At 40.8% G+C, this 16,403-nt stretch carries 14 protein-coding genes; 6 read left to right on the forward strand and 8 right to left on the reverse strand.

Annotated features, from left to right (window positions below; all coding sequences use genetic code 11):
* The first annotated feature begins 340 nt into the window (after positions 1-340).
* The 3 genes from EHO58_RS18440 to EHO58_RS18450 all read left to right on the forward strand — a co-directional run bounded on the left by EHO58_RS18440 (position 341) and on the right by EHO58_RS18450 (position 4,131).
* On the forward strand, positions 341-1,834 hold the full coding sequence (locus EHO58_RS18440) for an ATP-binding response regulator (RefSeq protein WP_135680976.1): 1,494 nt from the start codon (positions 341-343) through the stop codon (positions 1,832-1,834).
* A gap of 115 nt (positions 1,835-1,949) precedes the next feature.
* Complete coding sequence (locus EHO58_RS18445; protein ID WP_100711501.1) at positions 1,950-3,005, forward strand: class I fructose-bisphosphate aldolase; 1,056 nt, start codon at positions 1,950-1,952, stop codon at positions 3,003-3,005.
* A 145-nt stretch (positions 3,006-3,150) separates the two neighbouring features.
* Positions 3,151-4,131, forward strand: coding sequence for a cysteine synthase A (locus tag EHO58_RS18450; RefSeq protein ID WP_135627344.1), 981 nt, complete (start codon positions 3,151-3,153; stop codon positions 4,129-4,131).
* Here the strand turns inward: EHO58_RS18450 and EHO58_RS18455 are convergent.
* The gene (locus EHO58_RS18455; protein ID WP_135680892.1) at positions 4,128-5,126 is read right to left on the reverse strand and encodes an LA_0442/LA_0875 N-terminal domain-containing protein; all 999 of its coding nucleotides are present in this window, start codon (positions 5,124-5,126) and stop codon (positions 4,128-4,130) included. The two genes, EHO58_RS18450 and EHO58_RS18455, sit on opposite strands and share 4 nt — an antisense overlap.
* Before the next feature lie 142 nt (positions 5,127-5,268).
* Between EHO58_RS18455 and EHO58_RS18460 the strand changes: the two genes are divergently transcribed.
* Positions 5,269-5,553, forward strand: coding sequence for an LIC_11321 family protein (locus tag EHO58_RS18460; RefSeq protein WP_135680893.1), 285 nt, complete (start codon positions 5,269-5,271; stop codon positions 5,551-5,553).
* 4 nt (positions 5,554-5,557) lie between these two features.
* On the opposite strand, the gene EHO58_RS18465 is transcribed toward EHO58_RS18460, so the two are convergent.
* The 7 genes from EHO58_RS18465 to EHO58_RS18495 form a co-directional block, all read right to left on the reverse strand.
* Positions 5,558-6,589, reverse strand: coding sequence for an LIC11086 family outer membrane transporter (locus tag EHO58_RS18465; RefSeq protein ID WP_135680894.1), 1,032 nt, complete (start codon positions 6,587-6,589; stop codon positions 5,558-5,560).
* Positions 6,580-7,449, reverse strand: coding sequence for a hypothetical protein (locus EHO58_RS18470; RefSeq protein WP_244241232.1), 870 nt, complete (start codon positions 7,447-7,449; stop codon positions 6,580-6,582). The genes EHO58_RS18465 and EHO58_RS18470 overlap by 10 nt, the downstream gene beginning before the upstream one ends.
* A gap of 14 nt (positions 7,450-7,463) precedes the next feature.
* Positions 7,464-8,612 (reverse strand): methanobactin export MATE transporter MbnM, encoded by a 1,149-nt coding sequence (locus EHO58_RS18475; protein ID WP_135680895.1) that lies wholly within the window; start codon positions 8,610-8,612, stop codon positions 7,464-7,466.
* A 49-nt stretch (positions 8,613-8,661) separates the two neighbouring features.
* Positions 8,662-9,588: an MbnP family copper-binding protein gene (locus EHO58_RS18480; protein ID WP_135680896.1), complete on the reverse strand. Its 927-nt coding sequence runs from the start codon at positions 9,586-9,588 to the stop codon at positions 8,662-8,664.
* 95 nt (positions 9,589-9,683) lie between these two features.
* A complete protein-coding gene (locus EHO58_RS18485) occupies positions 9,684-10,130 on the reverse strand; it encodes an LIC_11090 family protein (RefSeq protein WP_135680897.1) in 447 nt (148 codons plus the stop codon).
* Positions 10,127-10,321, reverse strand: a complete 195-nt coding sequence (locus tag EHO58_RS19750; RefSeq protein ID WP_244241233.1) for a hypothetical protein — start codon at positions 10,319-10,321, stop codon at positions 10,127-10,129. Before EHO58_RS19750 ends, EHO58_RS18485 begins: the two co-directional genes overlap by 4 nt.
* 200 nt (positions 10,322-10,521) lie before the next feature.
* Complete coding sequence (locus tag EHO58_RS18495; RefSeq protein ID WP_135680898.1) at positions 10,522-13,890, reverse strand: methylmalonyl-CoA mutase family protein; 3,369 nt, start codon at positions 13,888-13,890, stop codon at positions 10,522-10,524.
* 198 nt (positions 13,891-14,088) lie between these two features.
* Between EHO58_RS18495 and EHO58_RS18500 the strand changes: the two genes are divergently transcribed.
* A complete protein-coding gene (locus EHO58_RS18500; RefSeq protein WP_135680978.1) occupies positions 14,089-15,093 on the forward strand; it encodes a phosphatase PAP2 family protein in 1,005 nt (334 codons plus the stop codon).
* A gap of 4 nt (positions 15,094-15,097) precedes the next feature.
* Positions 15,098-16,393 carry an oligosaccharide flippase family protein gene (locus tag EHO58_RS18505; protein WP_135627336.1) on the forward strand — a complete coding sequence of 432 codons (1,296 nt, stop codon included), beginning with the start codon at positions 15,098-15,100 and terminating at the stop codon, positions 16,391-16,393.
* Positions 16,394-16,403 lie beyond the last annotated feature (10 nt).

Below are 16,403 nucleotides of genomic sequence, written 5' to 3' on the forward strand. Positions count from 1 at the left end.
TAGGCCCAAAGTGTAGTTTCGAGCGAGCTTCGATTCAAGGACTTTTTTTGGAAAAAAGAGGTCGGAACTATGACAAGGTTTTGGTTCTTTTAGTCGAATGAGCGGTAAAATGGGGACTAAAATTGGAAAAAAACAATAAAATAGGACTGTATTCGAATTTGGAAAATTCAGTGATTTATTCCTGGATTTCATAATGCTAAAATAGATCAAAGGAGAAGTTTTGAAAATTTTGCGGAAACAATTATATTCCTAAAAAAGGATTTCCCAATTCACTCCTAACGTGGGAGCATAACGGAAGAGCCGCAGTTTTTACCACCTCAGGAATATGTTAATATCGAACATGAGTTCTTCTTCAGAACAACCGAATATTCTAATCGTCGAGGACGAGTGGCTTCTATCTTTCAACCTTCAAAAGACTCTCCAAAATTTAGGTTATAAGGTGGCAGGTGTCGCTGCGAATGGTCAGGACGCTCAATCTATTTTTAAGGAAACGGATCCGGATCTAGTTCTTATGGATATCTCCATCGAAGGTGATATGGATGGGATCCAGACTGCACAACATATCCAAAGGATCAAAGACGTTCCGATCGTTTTTATGACCGCATATACTGATGACTCTACGTTTATGAGAGCGATGGATGCGGCTTCTACTTATGCTTATATCACTAAACCATTCCAGAATCATCAGCTTAAGTCTTCTATAGAGATCGCACTTCGCCAACAAAAACGATTGGGAATCGTTAAGGAAAGTGGCAAAGAATTTAAGAATGTGATCCAAAGTATTTCAGAAGGTGCAGTCTCTCTGGACGGCGAGGGAAATATTATATTTCTAAATCATTCCGCCGAAGAGCTTACAGGTTGGAGTTTAGAAGAGGCACTCGGAAAACCCGGGGATGTAGTTCTTTCTTTTATACAAACTCAGATCGGTTCCGGAGAACATCCTGATAATTTAGGCCATAATCTTAGATATATCCCTGCTGTCCTTGTTAGAAAGGATGATAGAAAGATCAGAGTAGGGTTCAGAGTTTCTCCTATTAGGGACGAGGCGAATCGGATCGTAGGAAGTATCGTAACCTTCTCCGAATTGGACCTTCTATCCGTATCCGAAAAAAGGATCTCTGAAATGGAGAAGGTAATCCAATCAGAAAAAAGATTGGAGTCCATCCAGAAATTGGCAGCGGGTATCGCTCATGAGATCAATAATCCTCTTATGGGTGTGATCAATTACGGAAATATTATTCGTAATAAAAAGGATCTACCTACTGATATTCGAAATTACGCCAGAGTGATCATAGAACAAGGGGAAAGGATCTCGGGTATTATCCGAAATCTGATCTTATTCTCTCGTTCCGATAATGAAGAGCCAGCTTGGTGTAAGCTGGATGATATTCTCGCCGGGGTAGAGGGGATTATCTCGGAATTATTGAAGTCCAAAAATTTGGAAATTTCAAAGAACATTCCTTCCGATATGCCGGATGTATTCTTAAAGCAGAATCAAATTAAAGAAGTATTATATTATCTTTTGTATTTTTATGCGGACGGTGTAGGTTCCGATCTGAAAGGAAGTACGATCCATTTTAACGCAGGGTTAGAGGATACTAAAACGGATTCAGGACAGTATCTGGACATCCGACTTTCAGGAACATTGAACGGAGAACTGGATCCTGAGAATGCCTTCCAACCTTTTGAAAGAATACAATCGGATGACTCTAGGATAGGGATGGGGCTTTCCGTTTGTTATGGGATCATACAATCCAATCACGGAAAACTGGATGTCCAAAAGTCCAGCTCTGGTACTGATTTCCATATCCGCCTTCCTGTCCAAATAAAATAGAGACCTTACGTCCGCTTGGCCAGAGCTCGGGATTTCTCGCCGAAAATCGATGGAAATTTTGGGCTTCGCCCCAAAACTAGTCACCAGATCGATAAAACCAATAGGTATAACTGGAATGTTAGATAAAATCAAGAGCGCATTAGGTGCGGAAGCGGATTCTCTCTTAAATCATGTCTCTAAAACCATCCCCAAGGAAACCCTGACCATCCCTGGTCCGAATTACATTGACGAAATTTTTGCTAAGACTGACAGAAACAACTCTGTTCTTAAAAATTTCCAATCCATTTATAATACAGGACGTCTTGCCGGAACTGGATATCTTTCCATTCTTCCTGTGGACCAAGGAATTGAGCATAGCGCGGGTGCTTCTTTCGCTAAAAACCCTGCTTATTTCGATCCGGAAAATATCGTAAAACTTGCGATCGAAGGCGGATGTAATGCGGTTGCTTCCACTCTTGGAGTTTTAGGATTAGTATCTCGTCAGTACGCTCACAAAATTCCTTTTGTAGTTAAGATCAATCATAACGAACTTCTAAGCTATCCGAACAAATTCGACCAGATCTTATTTGCAAACGTAGAGCAGGCATTTGATATGGGAGCTGCCGCTGTAGGAGCTACAATCTATTTCGGTTCCGACGAAAGTTCCAGACAGATCCAAGAGATCTCTGAAGCTTTCCACAGAGCTCATGAACTTGGACTAGTAACTATTCTTTGGGCCTATCTCAGAAACGATGGATTCAAAAACGATAAAGCGGATTATCATATCGCTACTGACCTTACCGGACAAGCAAACCATTTGGCTGCTACTATCCAGGCGGATATCGTAAAACAAAAACTACCTGAAACTAATTTAGGTGGATTCAGAGATCTGAAATTCGGTAAAAAAGATGATAAGATGTATACTGATCTTTCTTCCGATCATCCGATCGATATGGCGAGATACCAAGTAGCAAACTGTTATATGGGCAAGATCGGTCTGATCAACTCCGGTGGACCTTCCGGTTCTAATGATTTGGGTGACGCGGTAAAAGCTGCAGTTATCAACAAAAGAGCAGGTGGAATGGGACTTATCTCCGGAAGAAAGGCATTCCAAAAACCGATGAAAGACGGAGTAGCCTTATTAAACGCGATCCAAGACGTATATCTGTCTAAAGACGTAACAATCGCTTAATAGCCGATTTCAAAACATAAACTATTTTTCCGGAACAAAAAACAAAATCGGAAAAATTCGAGGGGGAAAGCGAGTCCATGAGAATGGATTTGCTTTCCTTTTTTTATTTGCACATACGTAAAAATATTATAATAAAGAGGCTCTTATGGAGATCAAAAAAGGTTTTGCAGATGCGATCGGGAACACTCCTCTCATCCGTTTAAATTATTATTCGGACCTAACAGGGTGTGAAATTTTAGGGAAAGCGGAATTCTTAAATCCGGGCGGTTCCGTAAAAGATAGAGCGGCATTATTTATCATAGAAGAAGCAGAGAAGAAGGGACTCTTAAAGCCGGGTGGCACCGTGGTCGAAGGTACTGCCGGTAATACCGGGATCGGACTCGTACATATCTGTAATGCAAAAGGATATAAATGTCTGATCGTAATTCCGGATACACAATCCAAAGAAAAAATAGATTTGCTTAGGACACTTGGCGCGGAAGTAAGAACTGTCCCTGCAGTTCCCTATAAAGATCCTGGAAACTATGTAAAAGTTTCCGCTCGTATTGCGGAAGAAACTCCTAATTCGATCTGGGCCAATCAATTCGATAATGTGGCAAACCGTTTAGCACATTATCATACTACAGGACCTGAGATTTGGAGACAAACAGATGGAAAAGTAGACGCTTGGCTTGCATCTTTAGGAACAGGAGGAACATTCAGCGGGACTGCATTGTTCTTAAAGGAAAAAAATCCTAAGATCAAGACGATCGCTGCAGAGCCTTATGGATCAGCAATTTATAATTTTGTAAAAAAGGGAGAACTTAGTTCTGAAGGAAATTCTTTCACGGAAGGAATAGGTAACGGAAGAATTACCGAAAACATGAAAGATGCTCCTTTTGATGACGCGATCCGAGTCACAGATGAAGAATGTTTAGAGTATATTTATACACTTCTTCGCAAAGATGGATTATTTGTAGGTGGCTCAAGCGGGATCAATGTAGGAGCTGCAGTAAAACTTGCAAAAGAACTAGGACCTGGACATACCATAGTCACTATTCTTGCTGATAGCGGAGCGAGATACCAGTCCAGGTTGTACGACCAGGACTGGTTGAAATCGAAAGGATATTCTATTCCAGAAGTTTAGAAAGTGCTTACATATCTCAGGTCGGTGCGGTATTCCCAAAGATTACTCGCGCCACCTGCTGCGATCGGCATATAATTACTTTTAAAATTGAATCCTTCTTTCACTGCCTCTCCGGAAGGAGTTTGGATGATATTATGAGTAGCCCATTTTTGGCCTAAAAAATAACTCTGAGCCAACTGAACTAAATACAAACCGACACCCATATAAAGTCCTGCTCTGCTGTAATTTTCGTATTGGCCTTCTTTACTTTTGAAGGAGTTATATTCGGAAATACTATCTGATTGCATTTTAGTTACTACAACCGATGCTCCCGTAATTCCTGAACCTTGTATCTGCGCATAAGTAACCGGATCTTCGAATAAAATTTTGCTCAGACGATTCCCAGCCTTATTATGTTGTTCTGTTGCTGCTTGGCTTCCACCGATTGCAACAACGATAGAGAGACCGATCGCTATCTGATAAGCTCTCGCATAATTATCATGTTTCATGGTGGAAAGTCCCCAACCCGGTAGGATTGCGGATTTCCAAACAGGCTCCCAAGGATTTCTGTTTGCGGAAATATATTCTTCCCAACTGGAATCTTGTTCGTCTATATACTTCTCGATCAATGCCAAACGTTTTTGGACCGCTTTATAACTATTCTCTTTGATCATTTGTTCCAGAAGAATGGTGTCCAATTGTTCTTCTTTTTCAGACTTCTTACCGTCTTTATTCAGTTTCTTTTTTTCAGCATCGAATAATTTTGCAAGTTCTGCCTCATCCTTGATTTCTTTGAAGATGATCTTTAAGATCTGAGATTTGGGCAAGGTCTGTCTTTTGGTTTCTTTTAGAATTGTAACTGTGTCTGTGGATTGATCGATTACAGTTCCATAGGTTTTTTCGCCGTTCTTTAAAAGGATCGTTTCCGCCGAGACTTGGCCGAATGCGATCATAAAGAAGATAACGGATATTGATAAGGACTTAGGTCCTGGTAGAATTGAGCGGAGAGTTTTCATTCGAATTCCTATTCGGTCTTTTGAACTTTTCTCTCTTTGTCACCTTCGCAAGCCCGCCGAGTCAACGTAAAAACTTTACTTCACCTTTTGCAGCCGAGGATTTTTCCTTGCCTTGAAAAGTAATACGGAGGATAAAATAGCTATGGTAAATTTCCGAATTTGGATCTTGGCTTTGGTCTTGAGTAGCCTCTATTGGACCGCTAGCTCTGTTTCAGGGGTTTCTCCTGAGCAGCCAAAGGATTCCAAAACTTCGGAACCTTCTCCCAAAAAAGAAAAACCTTCTAAGACCCAAGGGTGTTGTAGGATCAAATACGAGGGCGGAGGGATAGACTATTTCCCTTCCACCGAGGAAGAATGTGTGGCCAAGTCTGGCTTCCAAAGTTTCGAAAAAAATTCAGCGCTTTGCTTCCAGTCTCTCTGGGATTAGAAAATTACTTCTTCTCCAAGTCATCTTCCGATTCGAATTCCTCAGCTTCTTTCTCCGATTTTTTAGAAGAATCCCTCCATTCAGGAAGTTCAAAAGAAATAGAAGTAGTGATCGCATAATCATAAAGTCTGATCTCAGGATCTCGTATTAAGGGAAGTCGACCTGCAATTGTAAGATACGTTCCTTTAGTAAGAGTATAATTAAAACCTAAACTAGCTTCTTTGAATGCTTTCGGGAATTTTTTCTGGGTTTCGGAATCTTCTTCCAAAAGACTTCCACCGCCGATCACGTTCACATACGGAGTTCTGTATAAAAGTCCTCCGAAGACACTGAAATCTTTATTCCAAAAATAAGTAATATATGCAAACCACTGAGTGATCTTTTGGATCTCCGGATGAGTTTCGGTATTTTGGGTTGTGGAAGATTGAGCCCAATAAGGAAGACCGGATTGAGTATCCAAGTTCGCATGATCTTTAGAAAGAGGGAAAATTCCCGAGCCTCTGAGCACAAATAGAAACTGTTTCCAAGTGGTTCCTAATGTAAGATTTGTTATACCGGAATAATAATCTCCACCTGCAAATTTATCCGTATCACCACCGGAAGGAAAACCAAGTCTAGCTTCTAAAATGATGAAGAACGGCCAGCCAGTATCAATCAGAGGATTCCATTTGGCACCTACGAACGCCTTACCGTAACGAGCAGCGTCACTTCTATCCTTCTGCTCATAATAAGTCCAAGGAGCACTGAAGTTCGCCGCGAATTTTCCGCCGGTAAAATTGAATTCACCGAACACAGTAGTGGTATGAAGATTAGAATTATCAATTGTACCTTTTTGAAAATCCTGAGTGATCAAAAGATAATCGGAAGGTTTTTCCCTTTTACCTGTAAAAGGATCCACGAATCGGGTGGATGAGATCATATTCTGTCCTTCTCCCGCATGGTGGGCGAAAATTTCCCCGCCTAAAAAGAGAAAGAATAGAAATGTAAAAAGTTGTATAAAAATTAAAAGAGTTCGTTTTTGAAATATTAGAAACATGAATATAATACTAAGACCTGGCCGCTTGTTTCCAGATTTTCCTGGATTTCGGAGTAAAGAGTTGTATTTTGAAAATCGTTGATTGTGATCTCTGAACCGGAGACTGCAAAGATCCCATCCAATATGGAAAAACTAGATCCCGCTCTTTGAGAGAGTAGGCCATCCGTCCTAAATCCTATAGAGAATGGAACATTCTTTTTATAAGGGATTTCCAAATCGCAGGAAGCTTCTACTTGGAATTCAGCTTCTCTTAATTCTACATGAACCGTTTTTGTTATTGATCCATTAAATATTTGGAATGTAAGAAGAAGGTCTGAAAATTCTCCATAAATATGTTCCAAGGTTCCGTATGGCACTGCTGGAAAAGGGGATAAACTTTGTCTTTTTACAGGTCCGGTTAATGTGTTAAAATCAGAGACCGAAATATCTCCTGGAGAAAAATCTCCTTTGATCCCGTATTTTTGGGAATAAGAGCCGGTTCCTGGGGTAGGAGTTTCCGAACCACCGGAATGAAATACATGGACCTTTCCATCAGCGGAAGCAGAAGAGACTGAAAAAGAATTTTCAGGCGCCTTAAATAACATGGAAATACTTTCTAATACTACTTCGTTCTCCGTAAGTTGTATCTGGTAAGTAGAACTTCCGCTTAATGTAAAAGAACCTATATCTGAATCTCCTTGGTCGTCGGAATAATATAACCAGGGATCGATGATCGCTCTTCTTTCGTCCATGATACGGAATAATGCCTGAAGTTCAGTCGATCTTTCTTCCGTAGAATTTCCTAAAGTTCCGTAGGCGCATGCCTGGAAAGATATTAGGAATAATAAGATATATTCGAATTTTATTTTATTCTTCATCATATTTATCTAAAATTTCAGAACGGATCCTGGAACTTGGGATTGGTGGTGAATTCCGTATCCGTAAGGCTTTTTAAGAATTCCACCAGATCCTGTTTTTCGGATTCGCTTAAGGAAAAACTTCTTACAAAAACGTCTCTGTTAGGATTTGTAGTGCCGTCCCCGGTTCCCCCGTTTACATAATGATTCACCACGGATAATAGGTCCGGAATGGAACCGTCATGCATATATGGAGCGGTGAGTTCAACGTTGCGTAGAGAAGGTGCTCTGAATTTTCCCCGATCCGATTCTTTAGTGGTGAATTCATACAATCCACCATTTGGGCTTACAAATCTGGAGGAATCCAATCCGTTATTATGGAAAGTAACTTCTTCGAATACCGTTCCCACATGAAGGATCGTGTCCGTAAAATTGAAACCTCCATGACAATGGAAACATTCCGCTTTTTCTCCAAAGAATAAATTTTTACCTCGGATCGCAGAAGCACTTAAAGCGGAAAAATCCCCGGCTTGGTATCTGTCGTATGCGGAATTTCCCGAGATAAAAGTCCTTTGAAAGCTGGATAAAGCTTTCGTAATATTCAATATACTAAAAGGATTTTGATCGTTAGGGAAAGCCGCCTTGAATTTAGAAACGTAATCCGGGTCATTCGTAAGTCTATCCAGCAAAAGATCTTCTCTGTCCTTCATTCCAAGTTCTACAGGATTGTCTCCGAACATGGGGACTCTTGCCTGGTCCTCCAATTTTTTTAAAACCGGATTTGCCCAGGTTTGTCTGAGATTATAGGCGACGTTGGATAGATGTTGTGCGTTTCTGGGATGAGATTGCCCGGTAGAACCTACGGAAACAGTAAGACCATCCGTGAACGCGTCCTCTTGTTTATGGCAGCTTCCGCAGGATTGGGTTTCATTTTCAGATAATTTTGTATCATAAAATAAAAACCTGCCAAGCTCCACTTTTTCCACGGTGACCGGATTATCACTCGGGATTCTTGGCGCGGGGAATCCGGGAGGAAGATCCCAAGTATAAGGAGTTCCTTCGGGGGCAGAAGTTCCTAAAAGTAAAAGAATTCCTTCCGATCCGGAACTTTTTTCCTTCTCCAATCCCAATTGTGTACATTGGAAAAGTAGAAGTAAGAATAAAGAAAACGTAATAAGTCGATTCATAATATATTCCGGCTTCGATCAGAATCGACCGAAACCATCGTTATAGTTCTTATTTGGATACGATCCCAAATACTGTTTGAGCGGTGGACCCAGCATTTCCGGTAGAATAATCCAAACCGAAATTCGGATACACTAAGGAACAGTTAGCGCTGTCCATAGCTCCCATAGAATGACAAGATTTGCTTCCAGCACTGATATCCCATCCTGTGACTGCTTTTTTAAGGTCGAATTGAACCTTTTGTGTGAATGGATTAAATCCTCCGGTCGGAGTGAGTTCGATCACAGTCCGGTTAGAGTTTGTGCATGTATAAACTCCACTGGACTCGGTGCAGCCGGCAGAACCTATATGTAGAACCGCTGCATTTCCTAATGTTGCAGCATCATTGGATATAAATTCACCTACGAAAAATCTATAACCCATGGTCCATCCCCAGGCCAGTCCGGAGATATTTAGAGGGCTAGGAGCAACACTGTAATCGATATGATTGAGTGATTCCGGGATTCCCAAAGTGAATCTAAGGGTTTTATAGGTTTTATTCTCAACAGAAGTTTGGACTAAATTATTGGTTTCAGCAGTTCCGCTGCAGCTCCCTTTTCCATTTTCGAAATCCAGAAGTGTAACTCCGCTATACTGCCAAACACCTGTATTAGGAATATCTAAAGTGGTAACATTATCGTCCTGGTCTACTAATTCGAATCCGGAAACATAAAATCTAAGATCCTTTAGTTTAATGGGCATTACCCCGGCTACGTGTTGGATGGTAACAACAGAACTGGAATGAGAATCCCCATGTCCGCTTATATCCCCTTCGCAGGTGGCGTGACTATCTCCAACCACTGCACTGAATTGGATTCCAGACGGATTTCCTGTGGCTAATGCTAATAGCGCCAAATTTGGGTTGGCAGATTGGCCGTCGCAATTTGCGATGTATGCGGTTAATAACGCAATAATCGCGGATTTATATAATAATTTCATAATATTCTCCTGAGGAAAGTATCACTTTCCGATTTTTCGTATTAGCGTGAGGATATAATTATCCACCGCTTCCTCGTTCGAGGTTTAGAAAAGGTTTAGGAGAATCGAGGGGGTCTTTCTAGATCGAAAGAAACAAACACTCCGGAATCTTCTTTTATACGGCTCAAAAGTTCCGAGCCAAGAGTTTCTGGAGCTATGTTTTCTAATTTGGAATAAGTGAAAAATTGAGTGCAGATAGTTCCGCTTAAATAAGAAGCCTTGTCTTTTGCTTTTTTACAGGCGCATTTATGTGCTTCTCCTGACTTAGCGGAATGACAATCGGGTAGGGAAGAAGGTTTAGAATTAGAATGATCTTCTCCAGAATCGGCAAGTTTGGAGGAAAATCTGGAATCTTCAGAGTCCGAATGTTTTTCTTTTTGGCTTCCGTGATTACAATGGCAAAGTTTGATCTCTCCCGCGAGCATTCCGCAGAACCAACCGCTTCCGAATACCAAACTTTGGAATAGGAAGCATTGGGCCAGAATGATAGAAATCGTTTTCATTGTAGGGAGATTTTCAGTCGATTCAGAACGGTTTTGAGTCCTTCGCTGGTTTTGATTTCCACCGGGACTCCTTTGGATTTTAATTCCGCTAAAAGTTTTAAGATCCGATTCAATATGAGAGAAGGGATTGCGACTACATTTTCAAGATCCAGTTCTACAACGGTCGGTTGGATTTCTTGGATCTTTTGCATGATCAGGCCGATTTCTTCCGTTTCAACAGAACATACGTTCCGCACAAAAACGACTCTAAACCGTTTTTTTTCAGCGTATACATGTGTCTCTGTAAACTGAATTGCAGAAGAAGTCATGGTCTTGGACCAAATTTTCTACTTTGAAACCCTAAGGGAAACAAAAAAAGGTCCTCAGAATTGATTTGTATCACCTTCGTCGGTCACATACTTCTTCTGTATTGGCCACCCACTTCATAAAGAGAATGGGTCATTTGTCCCAGAGAGCAGACCTTTCCGGCTTCTACTAATGCTTCGAATCCGTTTTCTCCGGAAAGGCAGGCCGCTTGTAAATTTTTCAGAGCATTAGAAGAATCCTCTTGGTTCCTGAATTGGAATGCTTCGAGTTCCTTAATCTGCGCCTTTTTTTCATCCTCTGTGGAGCGGATCACTTCTTCCGGAAGAATTGTAGGAGATCCATCTTTGCCTAAGAAAGTATTCACACCGATCACAGGGATCTCTCCGGTATGTTTTCTATGCTCATATTCCAAGGATTCTTCTTGGATCTTGTTTCTTTGGTACATTCTTTCCATTGCACCCAGAACTCCGCCTCTTTCAGAAATACGTCTGAACTCGGACAAAATCGCTTCTTCTACCAGATCGGAAAGATCATCGATGATGAAGGAACCTTGTAGAGGATTTTCATTTTTAGCCAGACCCAATTCTCTATTAATGATTAGCTGGATCGCCATTGCTCTTCTGACTGATTCTTCCGTAGGTGTTGTGATTGCCTCATCGTAAGCATTCGTATGTAAACTATTACAATTATCATAGATAGCATATAACGCTTGTAAGGTGGTTCGAATGTCGTTGAATGCGATCTCTTGTGCGTGTAAAGAGCGACCGGAAGTTTGGATATGGTATTTTAACATTTGAGAACGTTCCGATCCGCTGTATTTATACTTCATACTTTTGGCCCAGATCTTACGTGCCACTCTTCCGATGACTGCATATTCAGGATCAATTCCATTTGAGAAGAAGAAGGAAAGGTTAGGTGCGAAATCATCTATCTTCATTCCGCGAGAAAGATAATATTCCACAAACGTAAATCCATTCGCTAAAGTGAAAGCCACCTGAGTGATCGGATTGGCTCCCGCTTCTGCGATATGATATCCCGAAATAGAAACGGAGTAAAAATTACGGACCTTATTCCAAATAAAATATTCCTGGATATCTCCCATTAACTTCAGAGCAAATTCAGTGGAGAAGATACATGTGTTCTGTGCCTGGTCTTCTTTTAGAATATCCGCCTGAACAGTTCCACGAACGGAAGAAAGAGTTTCTTTCTTTATTTTTTCATAAACTTCTTTAGGAAGGATCTGATCTCCGGTGGTTCCTAAAAGAAGAAGACCTAGGCCATCATTTCCTCTCGGGATCTCTCCTTTGTAGTGTGGAACAGGAACTCCTTTTTTAGAATAGATCTCCGCAAGTTTGGATTTTGCCTCTTCTACTTTTCCTTCTGCCCGAATATATTTCTCACAGGTTTGATCAATTGCGGTATTCAAGAAGAAGGATAGAAGCATCGGTGCCGGTCCGTTGATCGTCATGGATACGGAAGTGCTCGGACTACAAAGATCAAAACCTGAATATAGTTTTTTAGCATCGTCTAAGGTTGCGATGCTTACTCCGGAATTTCCGATCTTACCATAAATATCAGGGCGAAGTCCAGGATCTTCTCCGTATAAAGTTACGGAATCGAATGCAGTGCTTAAACGATGAGCCGGCATTCCATGGCTAACGTAATGGAATCTTGCGTTTGTTCTTTCTGGACCACCTTCGCCGGCGAACATACGAGTAGGGTCTTCTCCGGTCCTTTTAAAAGGAAATACTCCGGCGGCATATGGGAATTCTCCCGGAAAATTCTCGGTATAAGACCATTTTACGATCTCTCCCCAGTTTCTGAATTTAGGAACGGAAACCTTCGGGATATTCAGGTTACTTAAGGATTTTGTAAAATTCTCTACTTTGATCTCTTTGTCTCTTACTGTATAAGTGAAAAATTCTCCCGAATACTTTTCTAATTTAGAATCCCATTCTTTTAGGATCTTTTTTGTGTCCGGATGAAGTCCTTCTTCTCTTTTGGAATATTCTTCTTCCAAGTCGGAGACATTTTTGCCTCTTTCTTTTAAAACTTCTATCGTTCCTTTGATCCTATATAGGATCTCTGCGGTTTCGGATTCTTTTTTGACGAAGTTTTCGTATTTCTCACATTCTTCAGCGATCTCTGCTAAGTATCTTTGTCTATCCGGAGGAATGATATGGATCTTTTGGCTAGTTTCTGAACTGGAAGCAAAATTGGATTTCCAATCCAAATTGAACTTTTTGTTTAATGAATCGATGAGTGCAACGTATAGATTATTCGTTCCAGGATCATTGAATTGGGATGCAATAGTCCCAAATACTGGCATTTTCTCCGGGGCTTGATCGAATAATTTTCTGGATCTTTGGAATTGTTTTTGAACATCTCTGATTGCGTCTAATGCTCCTCTTTTATCACATTTATTGACTGCAATCAGATCCGCATAATCGATCATATCGATTTTTTCTAATTGGGTGGCGGCGCCGAATTCGGGTGTCATTACATAAAGAGAAAGATCGGATACTTCCGTAATTTCAGAATCACTTTGTCCTATCCCCGCTGTTTCTACGATCACTAGATCGAATTCTGAACTTTTAAGAACGTCCAAACTCTTTTTAACATTTCGATTCAATGCGATATTTGCTTCTCTAGTTGCAAAAGATCTCATATACACTCTTGGATGAGAGATGGAATTCATACGTATCCTATCTCCTAAGAGTGCTCCTCCTGTTTTTCGTTTGGAAGGATCTACGGAAATAATCGCGATAGTTTTGTCTTCGAAATCATGAATAAATCTTCTTACAAGTTCATCCGTAAGGGAGGATTTTCCCGCTCCTCCTGTTCCCGTAATTCCTAAGATAGGGATTATCTTTTGGGAAAGTGGAAAATCCAATTTTGTCGGATCTATTTTTTTAGAATCATTTTCGGTAGATTCTACTAAGGAGATCGATTCTGCGATTGCGATCGGATTTTTTTTACGGATCTCCGAGAACAGATTTCCATTAAATCTATGTGGAGGAAGAAAATCAGATTTTTGTAATAGATCATTGATCATTCCTTGTAATCCCAAAGAACGCCCGTCATCCGGAGAATAAATTTTAGAAACTCCATAGGCTTCTAGCTCTTGTATTTCTGAAGGAAGAATGGTTCCTCCACCTCCGCCGAATACCTTGATATGAGAACTTCCTTTTTCTTTCAGAAGATCTATCATGTATTTGAAATATTCTACGTGACCGCCTTGGTAACTTGTAACTGCAATTCCCTGCACATCTTCTTGGATGGCGCAGTCAACTATTTCCTGAACAGATCTATTATGACCTAAGTGAACTACTTCTGCTCCTGAGGATTGGAGTATTCTCCTCATGATATTGATAGAAGCATCATGCCCGTCAAAAAGTGAGGCGGCAGTCACAAATTTTAATTTATTATGAGGTGTGTAAATTTCAGGTTCCATTATATTCTCCTAATGTTCGGGTTAGGGCAAATTTTAACCGAACTTTGTTTGTTTTGTCGTTTGGAGAACGATCGTTCAATAAATTCCACTTATATATCTATCATGCAGTAGGAATACGAATCTAGCAACTGGATTTTGGCTTACAAAACGAATGTTCTAAAAACATCCGGAAGGATAGAATTACTCAAAGAATTCATTTTGCGTTTAAAACCGAAACTTTATATGCTCGTTTTTATGACGGATAGTTTCCTTTGGAAAGAGATCTTATTCTCTAACTCGCCTTTAGAGGCTCTTCATATTTCTGCGTTAAGACCTGTGTTGGATCCTCTTACAATTGTGTTCCATCATTTGGGATCTTCTCTCTTTTTTATGGCCCTGGTCTCTCTCATATATCTTTGTATGGATAGAAAGATAGGGTTTAGAATGACACTCGGTCTTTTGATCGCAGGTGTTGTGAATGGGGCATGTAAGGCACTTCTTACCATGCCAAGACCGATAGGTTTGCCATTCCCATCCGAGCTTGGACTCATGGAAGGTTCCTACGGATTTCCATCAGGACATGTGCAGACTGCAGTGGTGTTATACGGAACATTATTTTTACATGTAAGAATCCCTTGGGTCAGAATACTCACCGCGTTTTTGATCTTATTTATGCCGATTGCAAGAATGTATGCAGGACTTCACTTTTTGGGTGATACCTTAGGTGGGTTTATTTTAGGACTACTTGTATTATTCGGATTAGAGTTCTGGTTCTCAAAAGATCCTGGAGTTTTGGAACCTGGTTTTACAGGACAGGCGCCGGATCAAAAAAGACTAAAATCACTTGTACTTTTTATTTTAGCTCTCACTGTGCCTAGCATTCTTCTGCATGATCCTAGCCAACCCGAGTCCACGAATAAATCTTGGGAGCAGGTGATTTCTTCTGCAGGAGCTCTTGCGGGTTTCGGGATCGGGATTTTGTACAATAAAAGGGCAGGGTTGGATTGGAAATCAGTCGATTCTTGGATCGTATTTTTGATCAGAGTAGTTGTGATCATTCTTGGGATCTTGATCTTTTATTTGGCTCTCGGAAAAATTCTCTCCTCTCTATTGGGGGAAAATCCGGTTGCCAGATACTTTAAGTATGGGATCGTGTGTTACTATATTGGCCATCTCGCTCCCATTCTTCTGAAAAGGATACGCGGAGGCATCTATCTGACTTAACTTCATGCTTCGCCTTGGATCCTCCTTACAGTTCATTTCCGAAAGTATCGGAAAATTACGGACCTCCGGATTCATACGTAGCTTTTTTTCAGTAGGGTTTTCCAAGGTAATCGCCTCCCTACTGAATTTTATCTTCATGGTCTATTCGGTCAGGATCCTGAGTAAAAACGAGAACGGTATCTTCCAATATTATTCCGGATTTCTGCCCGTACTTTTAGCAGTGGCAGAATTCGGATTGCCCACCGCTTTAGTACGTTTTCTTTCTCCAATGACCGAAGACAAAAGAAAGATCGGGGTTCTTCTTGCATCTTCTCTTTGGGTCAAATGGGCTGCATTATTTCTACTGGTGATTGTTACTGGTACTGCTGTTTATTTTTTAAAGGAGAATGCACTTGCCGCATTTCTTCTGGTATTCGGTAGCTTCGTTCTTTCCTTTAATTCATATTTCGAAAGTATATTCGTTTCTTTCGGACAATATCATGCGCTTTCGATTTGGTATCCTCTCCCGAATTTGATCCGCATTTTGATTTTGTATTTAGCGGACCAATTTTCGGAACATGCACTTGGGCATCTGGATATACTTGGGATCTTCTCCGTAGCTCCCGTATTTACGATTGTTCTATTTTTCCTTTTATTCCCCAGAGGAAAATTGCATTGGGCGGGTGATAAAGAAGAAGTCCGACAACAAACCAGAGAGCTTATCTCGTTCAACCGTTATGCGTTTTTGGCATCTTTATTTGCGATCGTATCGGATAGAATGGAGTTATTCTTTTTAAACAAATACCATTCTAATGAGGCAGTGGCGGCTTATGGAGTGGCATTACAACCGTTCAGCGGGTTTGTGATCTTATTTTCCGTTTTGAATTCAATGATCTATCCTAAACTCTCCAGGCTTACGGAGAATAAGGAATTCACTAGTTACTTGGGAAAATCCATCTTAGTAGCTGTAGTGTTTGCTTTGGCATTAGGGCCTTGGGTGTTTTTGGGAGATTGGGTCTTCTCCGCGTTATTCTCGGGAAAATATCCTGAATCAGTTCCGGTATTCCAGCTATTATACCCGAATTATCTTTTCCAATTGGTGTTCTCTCCGCTCGGAATGGCTTTATTTGCATTAGGCCAGCCTCGGTTACTCGCAATACTCGCATTAGTGAGATTGATCTTTGGATTAATTTTGGATAATCTTTTGATCCCGGAATACGGGACAATGGGAGCGGCAGGAGCTTTTTTTCTGGGACAGATCCCCTCTTGGTTCTTGCTTAGCGGTTATTTTTTAGCGTATTACAAACCTTCTTCCAAGTAAGAGAAGAATA

Source organism: Leptospira selangorensis (genome assembly GCF_004769405.1).
Lineage (GTDB): Bacteria > Spirochaetota > Leptospiria > Leptospirales > Leptospiraceae > Leptospira_B > Leptospira_B selangorensis.

What these genes read in the sequence shown, in the direction of transcription:
- EHO58_RS18440 (WP_135680976.1), top strand. Translation starts at nt 341, where the DNA reads ATGAGTTCTTCTTCAGAACAACCGAATATTCTAATCGTCGAGGACGAG.
- EHO58_RS18445 (WP_100711501.1), top strand. Translation starts at nt 1,950, where the DNA reads ATGTTAGATAAAATCAAGAGCGCATTAGGTGCGGAAGCGGATTCTCTC.
- EHO58_RS18450 (WP_135627344.1), top strand. Translation starts at nt 3,151, where the DNA reads ATGGAGATCAAAAAAGGTTTTGCAGATGCGATCGGGAACACTCCTCTC.
- EHO58_RS18455 (WP_135680892.1), bottom strand. Translation starts at nt 5,126, where the DNA reads ATGAAAACTCTCCGCTCAATTCTACCAGGACCTAAGTCCTTATCAATA.
- EHO58_RS18460 (WP_135680893.1), top strand. Translation starts at nt 5,269, where the DNA reads ATGGTAAATTTCCGAATTTGGATCTTGGCTTTGGTCTTGAGTAGCCTC.
- EHO58_RS18465 (WP_135680894.1), bottom strand. Translation starts at nt 6,589, where the DNA reads ATGTTTCTAATATTTCAAAAACGAACTCTTTTAATTTTTATACAACTT.
- EHO58_RS18470 (WP_244241232.1), bottom strand. Translation starts at nt 7,449, where the DNA reads ATGATGAAGAATAAAATAAAATTCGAATATATCTTATTATTCCTAATA.
- EHO58_RS18475 (WP_135680895.1), bottom strand. Translation starts at nt 8,612, where the DNA reads ATGAATCGACTTATTACGTTTTCTTTATTCTTACTTCTACTTTTCCAA.
- EHO58_RS18480 (WP_135680896.1), bottom strand. Translation starts at nt 9,588, where the DNA reads ATGAAATTATTATATAAATCCGCGATTATTGCGTTATTAACCGCATAC.
- EHO58_RS18485 (WP_135680897.1), bottom strand. Translation starts at nt 10,130, where the DNA reads ATGAAAACGATTTCTATCATTCTGGCCCAATGCTTCCTATTCCAAAGT.
- EHO58_RS19750 (WP_244241233.1), bottom strand. Translation starts at nt 10,321, where the DNA reads ATGCAAAAGATCCAAGAAATCCAACCGACCGTTGTAGAACTGGATCTT.
- EHO58_RS18495 (WP_135680898.1), bottom strand. Translation starts at nt 13,890, where the DNA reads ATGGAACCTGAAATTTACACACCTCATAATAAATTAAAATTTGTGACT.
- EHO58_RS18505 (WP_135627336.1), top strand. Translation starts at nt 15,098, where the DNA reads ATGCTTCGCCTTGGATCCTCCTTACAGTTCATTTCCGAAAGTATCGGA.